Consider the following 12633-nt stretch of genomic DNA (forward strand, 5'->3'; position numbering starts at 1 on the left):
CGGCCTATTCGCGCGCCGTCAGGCCAAGGGTCGGGGCCATGTAGCGGTTCCAGGCCTCGACGCAGTCCCGGCCGCAGCGGCTGACCCAGGCTGGCAGCACCGTATCGGTCAGCAGCGTGCGGCGCCGCACCTCGTCGCGGGCCGTCGCCGGGACCAAGGTCAGCCGGCCGCGCTGCGTGCCCTGGCACCCCGCCTGGCCGGCGGCGCAGGCCAGGCCCTCGATCGTGTCGCGCCCGGCGGCGTCCCAGATCGCGGATTCCAGGTCGGCCAGGCCGGCGCGGATCACGCCCCGGTCCTGTTCCGGCAACGCCTCCCAGGCGTCGATATTCGCGCCGAAGACCGACACGCCCCAGGACAGCGCGATCTGCGAGACATGGGTCGTCACCTCATGCAACCCGATCGACATGCCCGACAGGGTGCCGGTCACGGCGCATTCGACGACGCCGGTGCGCATCGCCGAGACGATTTCGGAAAAAGGCGTGACGACGGGCACGGCGCCGAGCGCGGTCAGCACCTCCGCCATGCCGACCGAGGAGGCGCGGATGCGGCGCCCCGCCAGGTCCGCCAGGTCGCCAAAGGCGCGGTCGCACCAGACGACCTGCGCCGGGTAGGTGTAAACCGACAGCAATTCGACATTGTAGTTCTCGCGCAGCAGCTCAGCCAGCCTTGGGCGGAACAGTTGCAGGGTCTGGCGCATGGTCGCGATGTCGGGATTCATCGCCGGCAGGTCGGCGGCGTTGAACTCCGGCTCGTCGGTCGCGACGATGCTGAGCAGGGCGGTGCCGAAGGGCACGACGCCTAGCCGCATCAATTGCAGCATTTCCGGGCCGCGGAAGCCGGCGCGGTCGAAGGGCAGGATTTCCGCCTCCACCCGCCCGCCGGTCAGTTCCGCGACGCGGCGGCGCCAGAAGGGTTCCTCGAATCGGGTATATTGCCCGACATCGGCCAGCCCCCCGAGCACCCGCAGGCGGGTCGGGTTGGTGTTCGAGGGGGCGGCGGCCTGCGCCATCTGGATCCCCATCTCGCTTTGCGCGCCGGCCGGCGCGGCCATCCCGCCCAAGGCCATCAGGAGAGGCAGCAGGAACACAGGGGCCAGGCCAAGCCATGGCTTGCCGCGCGTTTGTTGGGGGGGCGCGGTCCGGCGAAGCGTCAGGTCCATGCCACCCCCGGACAGCGTGTCGATACGGGGCCCTTGCCCGTGCCGCTCTGCAGCAAACCCATAAACAATGTTTGTGCCTCCGAATGCAACCTTGGCGGGAAATGAACGCAGCTTTCACCCCCGGTCAGGTTTGGGCAATCTGTCTGGCCGGCCGCGATGATGATAGGATTATCCGCATGACGTTATCCCGCGCCACCGGCGCCATCACCCGCGCCACCGGCGCCATCATCAGCCATCGCGGCGGGTCCTTCCTGTGGCCGGAAAACACGCTGGTGGCCTTCCGCAATAGCTTGGCCCTGCCGGTCGAGCAGGCCGAATGCGACATCCACCTGACCGCCGACGGCGTGCCCGTGGTGATCCACGACGCCCTGGCCGAACGCACCACCGACGGCCGCGGCCCGATCGCGGCGATGACGGCGGCCGAGGTCGCCCGCTTGCGAATCCGCGGCGCGGCCGAGGTCGGCGTGCCCACCCTGGCCGAGGTCGCCGCCCATTTCGCCGGCCGGCGGATGTTTTTTCGCGTCGAGATCAAGGCCGATGCCGCCGGCACGCCCTATCCGGACGTGGTGGCCCGGGTGCTGGCGGTGCTGGACGGGGCGGGGGCGCGCGACCGCAGCATCATCATCGCCTTCCACGCGCCGACCGTGGCGGCGGCCTGGGCGGCGGGCGGGCTGGCGGGGGCGGCCTGGCTGCTGGAACCCGGCACCCTGCGCGACCTGGGGCCGGCCGGCGCCGCGGCGGTGGCGGTCGCACATGGGCTGCCCGCGGCGGAAACCCGGATCGATGGGGCGGATGAGGCCTATGTCGCGGCGATGCGGGCGGCGGGGCTGGGCTGCGGCGCCTGGGGGGCGAACCACGCCGCCACGATCGACCGGGCGCTGGCGCTGGGGCTGGATGCCTTTGCCACCGACGACCCGGCGCTGGCGATCGCCCGGCGCGCGATGTTCCGCGCCGGGATGACCTGGTAGCGGCGGCTAGCCGCATGACCTGGTAGGCTGGATCAGCCCGCGTAGGGGTACTTGTGCATCCCGGCGGGGGAGAGGGTGAAGATTTCCACCCCCGTCTCGGTCACGCCGACCATGTGTTCGTATTGCGCCGACAGGCTTCGGTCGCGGGTCACGGCGGTCCAGCCATCGTCCAGGATCTTCACCTCCGGCCGGCCGGCATTCACCATCGGTTCGACGGTGAAGAACATGCCCGGCTTCAACTGCGGCCCGTCGCCCTTCTTGCCGAAGTGCAGCACGTTCGGCGGCGCGTGGAACGACCGCCCGATGCCATGGCCGCAGAAATCGCGGACCACCGAAAAGCGGTTGCGTTCGACATGCGCCTGGATGGCGAAGCCGATGTCGCCCAGGTAGCCGCCGGGGCGGATCGCGGCGATGCCCTTCATCATGGCATCGTAGGTGACATCCATCAGCAGCCGCGCCTTGGTGCTGGGGGTGCCGGCGGCATACATGCGCGACGAATCGCCGTGCCAGCCGTCCAGGATCACGGTCACGTCGATGTTCACGATGTCCCCATCCAGCAGCAGCCGGTCGCCCGGGATGCCGTGGCAGACCACGTGGTTGATGCTGGTGCAGCTTGATTTGGTATAGCCGCGGTAGCCCAGGGTCGCCGGGACCGCGCCATGGTCCAGCGCGAACTGGTGGCACAATTGGTCGATCCGGTCGGTGCTGACGCCAGGCACGACATGGGGGGTGATCATGTCCAGGCATTCCGCGGCCAGGCGGCCGGCGGCGCGCATGCCAACGAAATCCTCCGATGGGTGCTGGATGATACGACGGCTTTCCGGCCCGGCCTGGTCCATGGGTGCTCCTTGCAGCGCCTTAGATGCGACCTTGGCGGGCGGAGGGCAAGCGTCCTTGCGGCGGGGGCGGATCAGGGGCGCGTGCGGCGCGGATCGGCTGTTTCGCCGCCGCTCTGTTCCTCGACCCCCAGCGCATCGGCCAGGCGGATCGTCGCGCTGCCGGGCCTTGCGGGTTTCGGCTGGTCCGGCGCCGGGGCCCAGCCGGTCAGCACCAGCAGCGGCAGGGGGGCGGCGATCGGGCCGCCAGCCCCGGCCAACCGGGCCAAAGCCGCGCCGAACAGCGCGCGCGGCGGGGTGCGGCGGTCGCGCGCGACCAGGGCCGCCTGTTCCCCGGCTGCGCGCAGGTCATCGAGCAAGCCCAGGGGGGTGCGCCAGGCGATGTCCAGCCGGTCCAGGTCGGCGACCGGCAAGGCAAAGCCGGCGCGCTGCAACAGCCCCGCCGCATCCTGCAAGGTGGCGAAGGGGGCGACCCGCGGGGCGGCGCCGCCGCGCAGGTCGGATTCCACGGCGGTCAGTGCCTCGCGCAGCGGCTGCAGGGTGCCGAAGCCGGGCATCGTGGCCAGGAACAGCCCGTCCGGGCGCAGCACCCGGCGGATCTGCAGCAAGGCGCCCGGCAGGTCGTTGACCATGTGCAGCGACAGGCTGGCGACCACGAGGTCGAAGGACGCGGCGGCGAAGGGCAGCCATTCCTCATCCGCCGCGACCGCCACCCCGCCCGCGCGCGCGGCCATGGCGGGCGCCAGGTCGGAGGACACGACGAAGCCGATCCCCCGCGCCGCCAGCAGCGGGGCCACCGCGCCCCGGCCGCCGACTTCCAGCGCCGTGTCGAACTGGCGCGTGGTATCGTCCAGCCGGTCCAGCAGCAGATGCGCCGCGGCGTCGAGCAGGGGGGCCACGCGATGCACGGTCGCGGCCGCCCGCGCCCGGCGGCGGGCGAGCAAATTCCGGTCGAAGGGGCCAGGCGGTGGGGTCATCACCGGCACATGTGGCACGCCGGCGCGGCGCTGCCATCCCGTGCCGGCGTTCCCGTGATGGCCAAACCGCGCCTAAGGTATCGGCAACGTCTCGAGGAGACCTCGCCATGTCCACCACCGACATTCTCGCCGACCGCGCCATCGCCGTCGCCGATACCATCGCCCGCATCCGCGCGATCGAGGCCGCGCAGGGCGTCACCCGCCCGTCCCTTGCCGCCATCCGCACCGAGATGCTGGCCCTGGCCGCGCGCGAAAACCTGTTCCCCAGCGCCGAATTCCCGCCCCCGCCGCCGGGCGAAAAGGGCGCCCGGCGCTATTTGCTCAGCGAGGACCCGGACGGGCGTTTCGCGATGTACCTGAACGCGCTGAACCCCGGCAACGAGACCAAGCCGCATGACCACACCACCTGGGCCGTGGTCGTCGCGGTCGATGGGCAGGAGTTGAACCGCGTTTTTTCCCGCACGGATGATGGCGCGATTCCCGGCCGCGCGATCCTGCGCCAGCGCGAGGAGATCATGGTCGAACCCGGCCGCGGCATCGCGCTGATGCCCGACGACATCCACAGCATCCACACCACCGGCGACCGCCCGACGCGACACCTGCACATGTATGGGCTGGCGCTGGAAAAGCTGGACAAGCGCCTGGGCTACGACACGCAGGCCGAGACGGTGACACCCTACAACGCCGCCTATATGCCGCCGCTGGCCAAATCCCCCCAGGCCAAGAACCCGGCCGCGGGCCGCTAGATGACGACCCGGATCGGCCCCGCGGCCCTGAAGGGCTGGATCGCGGATGGCGGCGAACTCGCCATCCTGGATGCGCGCGAGGAGGGCATTTTTGGCGCTTCCCACCTGTTCTGGGCGGTGCCTTGCCCGCTCTCCCAGGCCGAATGGCGGGCGCCGGCGCTGCTGCCGGACCTGTCCACCCGCATCGTCGTCTGCGACGGCGGGGAGGGGGAGGCGGAGCGCCTGGTCGCCCTGCTGGAGGCCATGGGCGCCACCAATATCGCGCTGCTGGCCGGCGGCACCCCCGCCTGGGCCGCGGCGGGCTATGAAGTGTTTTCCGGCGTCAACGTGCCCTCCAAGGCCTTTGGCGAATGGGTCGAGCACCACGACGGCACCCCCCATGTCGCGCCGGAAACCCTGGCCGAGATGAAGGCCGATGGCGCGCCGCTGGTGATCCTGGACAGCCGGCCCTTTGACGAATTTTTTGCGATGTCGATCCCGGGGGGCATCAACGTGCCGGGCGGCGAATTGGTCTATCGCCTGCCTGCCCTGAACATCCCGCCCGGGGCGACCATCGTGGTGAATTGCGCCGGGCGCACACGGTCGATCCTGGGGGCGGAAAGCCTGCGCCAGGCGGGGGTGCCGAACCCGGTGGTGGCGCTGCGCGACGGCACCATGGGCTGGGAATTGGCCGGGTATTTTTCCGACCACGGCCGCACCGAACGCTTTCCTCCGGGCAAGCCGCCGCAGGTGGCCGAAACCCTGGCCGCGGCCTCGGCCTTTGCCGCGCGGGAGGGAGTGCGGATCGGCGGGGCGGCCGACCTGGCGCGGCTGCATACCGGCAGCACCTATCTGCTCGACGTCCGCGAACCGGCGGAATTCGCGGCGGGGCATCTGCCCGGCAGCCGCTCGGCGCCCGGCGGGCAGTTGGTGCAGGCGACCGACCGCTGGGTCGCGGTGCGCCATGCCCGCATCCTGCTGGTCGATGACGACGGCGTGCGGGCGCGGATGACCGCCGCCTGGCTGCGCCGCCTGGGTGGTTGGGAGGTCTGGGTGCTGGACGGCGCCTTGGCCTCCGCGCCGCTGGTGACGGGGGCCGAGCCGATCGGGGCACCGTTGCAGCCGACCATTTCGCCGGAAGACTTCCGCGCGCTGCATGCCGCGGGTGCGGTGCTGACCGTGCAACTGACCCGCAGCCTGGCGTTTCGCGCCGGCGCCATCCCCGGCGCCGTCTGGGGGCTGCGCGGGCGGCTGGACCGGATCAGGGCGAAGCATGCCGCATCGCTGCTGCCGGAGCTGGTCGTGGTCGGCGACCCGGATGCCACCGCCCATCTGGCGGTGCCGGAACTGGCGGCGCTGTTCCCCGGCATGCGCGTGCGCGTCCTGCCGGGCGGCCCCGCCGCCGCCGGCCTGCCGCTGGTCGCGGATCGGCAGAATCCCGCCGATGCCGATTGCGCCGATGCCTACCTGCGGCCCTACGACCGCAATGCTGGTCAGGAAGATGCGATGCGCGCCTATCTGGGCTGGGAGGTCGACCTGCCCGCCCAGGTCGCCCGAGACGGCGACGCGCCCTTCGGCGCCTGGTGAGGCGACTGGTTTCGGGGCTGCGCGGCTTCGGCCTCGCGGTGTTGGACAGCCTGCTGCCGCCGCATTGCGCGGGTTGCGAGGCGCCGGTCGCGACCCAGGGGCTGCTCTGCGCCGATTGCGTGCGCGACCTGACCCCGATCGGCGCGCCGCTCTGCGAACGCTGTGGCATTCCCTTCCGCCACCTGGGCGAGGCCGGGGGGACGGACGCCGCCGGCGGCGCCTTGTGCGCGGCCTGCGTCGCCCGCCCGCCGCCCTTTGCCGCCGCCCGTGCGGGTTTTCGCTATGACGAGGGCGCCAGGCGGCTGATCCTGCCGTTCAAGCACGCCGACCGGCCGGAATTATCGCAGGTGCTGGCGGCGCGCATGGCCATCGCCGGGCGCGATCTGCTTGCCGACGCCGATCTGGTGGTGCCGGTGCCGCTGCATGCCAGCCGGCTGCGGGCCAGGCGCTACAACCAGGCCGCCCTACTGGCCGCGCGGATCGCCCGCGGCGCCGGGGTGCCGATGGCGCCGGGGTTGTTGCGCCGGGTGCGGCGCACGCCGGCGCTGGGCGATCGCGGCGCCGCCGCGCGGGCGGAATTGCTGGAAGACGCCATTGGCATCGCGCGCGGCAGCCAGTCGCGCATCGCGGGGCTGCGGATCGTGGTGGTGGATGATGTGCTGACGTCCGGCGCCACGCTGGCGGCTTGCGCGCGCACCTTGCTCGACGCGGGGGCGCTGCGGGTCACGGGCCTGGCCGCCGCGCGGGTGCTGCGGGACGACGGCAACGCTTGACCATTGGCGCGCGTATCGCAATTTATCGCAGATGCCTGACATCGAACTCTACACCACCCAATGGTGCCCCTACTGCGATCGCGCGCGCGCGCTCTTGACCAAGAAGGGCGTGCCCTTCGCGGAAAAGGACTCGCCGCACGGGTCGCAGAACCGCCGCGACGCCATCGAACGCTCCGGCGGCAAGACCACCGTGCCGCAGGTCTTCATCGACGGGACCGCGATCGGCGGGTCGGACGATCTGGCCGCGCTGGAGCGTGCCGGGCGACTGGATGCGATGCTGGCGGGGTGAGACCCTGCACATTGGCTGATCTTGTGCCTACATGGTGTGGCGACCCGATGACGGGTCGACGGGACCAGGCCGCATGATCCACTACCAATTGCGCTGCGATGCCGGCCATGCCTTCGACGGCTGGTTCCGCGACAGCGCGTCCTTCGACCGCCAGGCCGCGGCCGGGCTGGTCGATTGCCCGGAATGCGGTGGCACCAAGGTCGCCCGCGCGCTGATGGCGCCGGCGATCCCGAAGAAGGGCCGGGTGAAGCCGGTGGCGGCACCCGTGGTCGCCGCCCCCCCGCCGCCGACCGAGGCCCCGGCCCCCACCGCCGTCGCGGCCGCCGGGCCGATGCCCGCCCGCGTCATGGCGCTGTTGCAGCGCATGCGGGCGGAGGTCGAAAGCAACTGCGACTACGTCGGCAACCAATTCGCCGACGAGGCCCGTCGCATGGAACGCGGCGAAAGTGACCGCCGCGCCATCTACGGCGAAGCGACCGAGGATGAGGCCGAGGCGCTGCGGGACGAGGGGATCGAGATCGGCCAGATCCCCTGGGTGCCGCGCTCCGACGGGTAGGTCTCAGGCGCGGGCGGCTTCGACCGCGTCATAGGGATAGCGCTTCACCCGGTCCATGTTCATGCCCTCGATCCGCAGCAGCCGGGTCGGGCCATCGCGGCGCGGCGAATGCAGCACGCCCGGTTCATACAGATGCGCATCGCCGGGTTGCAGCGCGTAGGAGCGGATGGGCGCGGCGCGGCCGGGCTTGCCATCCGCCGGGCGGGCCAGGCAGTCCCAGTCGGTCATGATCGTCTCGCCAGCCGCCTGGCCGTAGATCGCCCAGGTCGGGCCGTGGTCGTGCGGGCCGCTGGTCTTGGGGCCGGTATAGGCGTGGGCGAGGATGGTGAAGCCGAGGTCGGGGTCCTCGAACAGGACTTTCCGCTCCGGCGTGCCTTCGGGGATAATGGCGGCGACGAAGGCCGGGTCGGCCAGGGCCTGCTTGACCAGGGCATTGACCGCCGCGCGGCCTTCGGTGCCGGGGTGTTCGGTCAGGGCCGCGCGGCAGGCGGCGGCGAAGGTTTCGATATTCTGGGTGGCGCTGGCCATGATGCTGGCTCCCGTGATTTCTGGACGGGGGATCGGAGCATGAACCGGCCCGGGATGCCAGGGTGGGTGTCGGGAGGGGGGGGTGGTGGGCGCGACAGGGATTGAACCTGTGACCCTTCGCGTGTGAAGCGAATGCTCTACCGCTGAGCTACGCGCCCGCCGTTTGCACGGAAGGCGCGTGATAAGGGGGCTGGGCGGGGCTTGCAAGTCCCCCGCCGCGGATTGACGCGCTTCGGGCGGCGCACAAGCCTGTCCGACATGACAACCGACCTTTGGCGCCTGGGCGCCGCCGAGACCGCAGCCCTGATCCGCGCCCGCGGCGCCAGCGCCGTGGAGGTGACCAGAAGTGCCCTGGCGCGGCTGGATGCGGTGAACCCCGCGATCAATGCCGTGGTGCAATTCATGCCGGACCAGGCGCTGGCCGCCGCCGCGGCGGTCGACAAGGCCCTGGCCCGCGGCGAGGACCCGGGGCCGCTGGCCGGCGTGCCGGTGACGATCAAGACCAATGTGGACCAGGCGGGCTTCGCCACCAGCAACGGGCTGCGGCTGCAAAAGGACCTGGTCGCGCAGCACGACAGCCCGGTGGTGGCCAATCTGAAGCGCGCCGGGGCGGTGGTCATCGGGCGGACCAATACGCCGGCCTTTTCGCTGCGCTGGTTCACCCGCAACAGCCTGCATGGCGCCACGAAGAACCCGCGCAACGCGGCGCTGACGCCGGGGGGCTCGTCCGGCGGGGCGGCGGCCGCGCTGGCGGCCGGGATCGGGGCGCTGGCGCATGGCACGGATATCGGTGGGTCGGTGCGCTACCCGGCCTACGCCTGCGGGCTGCATGGCCTGCGGCCGAGCCTGGGGCGCGTGCCGGCGGTGAACCTGTCCGGCCCCGACCGGCTGATCGGCGCCCAGTTGATGGCCGTGTCGGGCCCGCTGGCGCGCAGCATCGCCGACCTGCGCCTGGGGTTTGCCGCCATGGCGCAGCATGACGCGCGCGACCCCTGGTGGTCGCCGGGGGTTTTGGGCGGCCAGCCGAAACGCGCCGCGCTGTGCGTGCGGCCGGAGGGACTGGCGACCGCGCCCGAGGTCGAGGCCGCGCTGCGCGCCACCGCCGTCGCCCTGCAGGACGCCGGCTGGACGATCGTGGAGACCGCGATCCCGCCCTTGCGCGAACCGGCCCGCCTGCAAGCCCTGCTCTGGCTGGCGGAAACCAGGCGCGGTCAGAACGCGGCGATCGTGAAGGAGGCCGATCCCGATGCGTCCTTCGTCTATGCCCAGATGGAACGCCTGTGCCCCGCGCCGGATTTTGGCGGTTTCCAAGATGCCTTGCAGGCACGGATCCGCTTTTGCCGGGAATGGTCGGTGTTCCTGGCGCGCTACCCCGTCGCGATCATGCCGGTCAGCGCCGAGCCACCTTTTGCTGACCAATTGGATGTGCAGTCGCCCGAAGACTTCGACCGGGTGATGGAGGCGCAGTTGACCCAGGTCGGCCTGCCGCTGATGGGCCTGCCGGGGCTGACGGTCGCCACCGCCTGGGGCGCCGCGCCGATGGGCGTGCAACTGGTCGGCGCGCGGCTGCGGGAAGACGTGCTGCTGGACGCCGCCGCGACCATCGAGGCCGCTTTCGGGTCCCCCGACATCGCCCTGTAACCATCCATGGCGTAAACGCAGCCGCCGCTTTCGAAAGACACCGCCGCATGACCAAGCCCCAGACCACCGTGACCGCCATCGCCGGCGACGGCATTGGCCCCGAGGTGATGAACGCGACCAAGGCGGTGCTCGCCGCCGCCGGCGCCAACATCGCCTGGGACGACGCGGTGGCGGGGGCCGAGGTGTTCCGCGCCGGCATCGCCACCGGCTGCCCGCAGGACACGCTGGATTCCATCGCGCGCAATGGTGTCGCGCTGAAGGGGCCGCTGGAAACCCCTGTCGGCTACGGCGAAAAATCCGCCAACGTCACGCTGCGGAAGTATTTTGAACTCTACGCGAATATTCGCCCGGTCAAGGAACTGCCCGGCGTCATCACGCCCTTTTCGGGCCGCAACATCGACCTGGTGGTGGTGCGGGAGAATGTGGAAGACCTCTACGCCGGCATCGAGCACATGCAGACACCAGGCGTCGCGCAATGCCTGAAGCTGATCACCGAGGTCGGCAGCGAACGCATCCTGCGCCTCGCCTTTGCCCTGGCCCGTGCGGAAAAACGGACAAAGATCGCCTGTTCGACCAAGGCGAACATCATGAAGCTGACCGAAGGCATGATGAAGAAGGTCTTTGAGCGCATCAGCCCGGAATACCCCGGCATCGCGCCGTCCCACGTCATCATCGACAATTGCGCGCATCAACTGGTCATCAACCCCGAACAGTTCGACGTGATCGTGACGACGAACATGAACGGCGACGTGATCAGCGACCTCGCGGCCGGGCTGGTCGGTGGGTTGGGCGTCGCACCTTCGTCGAACATCGGCGACAAGGCGGCGATGTTCGAGGCGGTGCATGGATCGGCCCCGCAGATCGCCGGCAAGGGGCTGGCGAACCCGACGGCGCTGCTGCTGTCGGCAGTGATGATGCTGCGCCACATCGGCGATTTCGAAGCCGCCGCATCGGTCGAGAACGCGCTCTATGTGACGCTTGAGGAAGGCCGGGACCTGACCGGTGACATCGCCCCCCGCGGCACCGGCGGCGGCACCGATGCCTATGTCGCGCGGCTGATCGCCAACCTGGGCCGCAAGCCCACCACCGTCGCCGCGGCGCGCGACTACGCGCCCCTGGAAATGCCGCATTGGCCGCCGGGGACCTACGCGATCGCCGCCGCGTCGCGGGAGATGGTGGGGCTGGATGTCTTCATCGAAAGCGAGCGGGAGCCGACCAACCTCGGCGCCAGCCTGGTGATGGCGACGGAGGGCTCGGCCTTTCGCCTCAACGGCCTGACCAATCGCGGCGTGCAGGTCTGGCCGCCGATGGGCGGCAATACCTTCGTCGTGGATCATTTCTGCGCCCGCTTCCTGCTGCGCAAGCCGCTGGTGGGTGAGGGGGTGGCGGAAATCGCCGACCTGTTGCAACGCATTTCCCGCCAACATCGCTGGATGCATCTGGAAAAGTTGCAGACCTTTGGCGGCATCGACGGCTTCACCAAGGCGCAAGGCGAAGGCTGATGGCACGCCAGGCGCTGCTGCACCGTCTGCCCGCCGCGCATCCGGGCGATGCATCCCCCATCGCCGCGCTGATCGACAGCGGCACACTGGACCCCGCCCGCATCGTCGCGATCCTGGGCAAGACCGAGGGCAACGGCTGCGTCAATGATTTCACCCGCGCCTTTGCCGTGCAGGCGCTGGCGGCGATGCTGGCCCAACGCCTGGGCACCACGCCCGAGGCCGTGCTAGAACGCGTCGCGATGGTGATGAGCGGCGGCACCGAGGGCGGGCTGTCGCCGCATTGGCTGGTGTTTTCCATCGTCGAGGGCGGTGCGCCGAACCCGGCCGGCGCACTGGCCATCGGCACCGCCTTCACCCCGGACCTTCCCCCCGAATCCCTCGGCCGCGCGGCGCAGGCCGAAGCGACCGCCGTCGCGGTCAAGGCGGCGATGGTCCAGGGCGGCATCACCGATGTGCACTACGTCCAGGTCAAGACACCGCTGCTGACCAGCGAACGCATCGCCGGCGCCCGCGCGCCCGTGGTGACCCATGATACCTATGCCAGCATGGGGTTTTCGCGCGGTGCCTCGGCGCTGGGCGTGGCGTTGGCCTTGGGTGAGATCGACCGCGTCACCGACGACATGGTGCTGCGCGACGCCACAAAATTCAGCCGCCGCGCCGCCTGTTCCGCCGGGGTGGAACTGACCCGCAATGAGGTCGTGGTATTGGGCATGTCGCCCGACTGGGCCGGCGACCTGGTGATCGCGCATGACGTGATGGCCGATGGCATCGACCTGGACGCCGTGCGCCGCGCCCTGGCCGGCGCGGGGCTGGCACCCGGTGCCGGGCAGTTGGCCGATGCGTCACGCCTGGTCGCGGTGCTGGCCAAGGCCGAACCATCCGCATCGGGTCGCATCCGCGGGCTGCGCCACATCATGAACGACGACAGCGACATCAACGCGACCCGCCACGCGCGCGCTCTGGTCGGCGGCGTCATCGGCGCGGCGACGGGGCGGACGGATGCATTCGTGTCGGGCGGCGCGGAGCACCAGGGACCGGATGGCGGCGGGCCGGTCGCGGTGGTGGCGCGGCGATAGGTGAGGTTGCGCCGTG

General features: G+C 70.9%; 13 protein-coding genes and 1 tRNA gene. 9 read left to right on the forward strand and 5 right to left on the reverse strand.

Annotated elements, in window-relative coordinates:
• Positions 1-4: 4 nt before the first annotated feature.
• On the reverse strand, positions 5-1159 hold the full coding sequence (locus ACQW02_RS03125; RefSeq protein WP_431283821.1) for a TRAP transporter substrate-binding protein: 1155 nt from the start codon (positions 1157-1159) through the stop codon (positions 5-7).
• A 176-nt stretch (positions 1160-1335) separates the two neighbouring features.
• On the opposite strand from ACQW02_RS03125, the gene ACQW02_RS03130 reads away from it, so the two are divergent.
• Complete coding sequence (locus ACQW02_RS03130; protein ID WP_431283822.1) at positions 1336-2127, forward strand: glycerophosphodiester phosphodiesterase; 792 nt, start codon at positions 1336-1338, stop codon at positions 2125-2127.
• Between the two features lie 32 nt (positions 2128-2159).
• Here ACQW02_RS03130 and map read toward each other — a convergent pair whose 3' ends face one another.
• Positions 2160-2966, reverse strand: coding sequence for a type I methionyl aminopeptidase (gene map / locus ACQW02_RS03135; protein ID WP_431283823.1), 807 nt, complete (start codon positions 2964-2966; stop codon positions 2160-2162).
• A gap of 71 nt (positions 2967-3037) precedes the next feature.
• Positions 3038-3940, reverse strand: coding sequence for a class I SAM-dependent methyltransferase (locus ACQW02_RS03140; RefSeq protein WP_431283824.1), 903 nt, complete (start codon positions 3938-3940; stop codon positions 3038-3040).
• Positions 3941-4047: 107 nt separating this feature from the next.
• Between ACQW02_RS03140 and ACQW02_RS03145 the strand changes: the two genes are divergently transcribed.
• From ACQW02_RS03145 to ACQW02_RS03165, 5 genes are all read left to right on the forward strand, one after another.
• Positions 4048-4686, forward strand: a complete 639-nt coding sequence (locus tag ACQW02_RS03145; protein ID WP_431283825.1) for a cysteine dioxygenase — start codon at positions 4048-4050, stop codon at positions 4684-4686.
• Positions 4687-6252, forward strand: coding sequence for a rhodanese-like domain-containing protein (locus ACQW02_RS03150; RefSeq protein WP_431283826.1), 1566 nt, complete (start codon positions 4687-4689; stop codon positions 6250-6252).
• On the forward strand, positions 6249-7025 hold the full coding sequence (locus ACQW02_RS03155; protein ID WP_431283827.1) for a ComF family protein: 777 nt from the start codon (positions 6249-6251) through the stop codon (positions 7023-7025). Before ACQW02_RS03150 ends, ACQW02_RS03155 begins: the two co-directional genes overlap by 4 nt.
• A 31-nt stretch (positions 7026-7056) precedes the next feature.
• The gene (gene grxC, locus ACQW02_RS03160) at positions 7057-7314 is read left to right on the forward strand and encodes a glutaredoxin 3 (RefSeq protein ID WP_431283828.1); all 258 of its coding nucleotides are present in this window, start codon (positions 7057-7059) and stop codon (positions 7312-7314) included.
• A 73-nt stretch (positions 7315-7387) separates the two neighbouring features.
• Positions 7388-7870: a DUF1178 family protein gene (locus ACQW02_RS03165; RefSeq protein WP_431283829.1), complete on the forward strand. Its 483-nt coding sequence runs from the start codon at positions 7388-7390 to the stop codon at positions 7868-7870.
• Between the two features lie 3 nt (positions 7871-7873).
• On the opposite strand, the gene ACQW02_RS03170 is transcribed toward ACQW02_RS03165, so the two are convergent.
• Together ACQW02_RS03170 and ACQW02_RS03175 are read right to left on the reverse strand one after the other, a co-directional pair.
• A complete protein-coding gene (locus ACQW02_RS03170) occupies positions 7874-8398 on the reverse strand; it encodes a hypothetical protein (RefSeq protein ID WP_431283830.1) in 525 nt (174 codons plus the stop codon).
• Positions 8399-8481: 83 nt separating this feature from the next.
• A tRNA-Val gene (locus tag ACQW02_RS03175) sits at positions 8482-8556 on the reverse strand.
• Between the two features lie 100 nt (positions 8557-8656).
• Between ACQW02_RS03175 and ACQW02_RS03180 the strand changes: the two genes are divergently transcribed.
• Genes ACQW02_RS03180 through ACQW02_RS03190 form a run of 3 tightly spaced genes read left to right on the forward strand, consistent with a single transcriptional unit; the run spans position 8657 to position 12617 of the window.
• A complete protein-coding gene (locus ACQW02_RS03180) occupies positions 8657-10039 on the forward strand; it encodes an amidase family protein (RefSeq protein WP_431283831.1) in 1383 nt (460 codons plus the stop codon).
• 47 nt (positions 10040-10086) lie between these two features.
• On the forward strand, positions 10087-11541 hold the full coding sequence (locus tag ACQW02_RS03185) for an NADP-dependent isocitrate dehydrogenase (RefSeq protein WP_431283832.1): 1455 nt from the start codon (positions 10087-10089) through the stop codon (positions 11539-11541).
• A complete protein-coding gene (locus tag ACQW02_RS03190) occupies positions 11541-12617 on the forward strand; it encodes a ring-opening amidohydrolase (protein WP_431283833.1) in 1077 nt (358 codons plus the stop codon). Before ACQW02_RS03185 ends, ACQW02_RS03190 begins: the two co-directional genes overlap by 1 nt.
• The last annotated feature ends 16 nt before the right edge of the window (positions 12618-12633 follow it).

Origin of the sequence: Humitalea sp. 24SJ18S-53 (genome assembly GCF_050632385.1) — a bacterium.
Taxonomy (GTDB): domain Bacteria; phylum Pseudomonadota; class Alphaproteobacteria; order Acetobacterales; family Acetobacteraceae; genus Humitalea.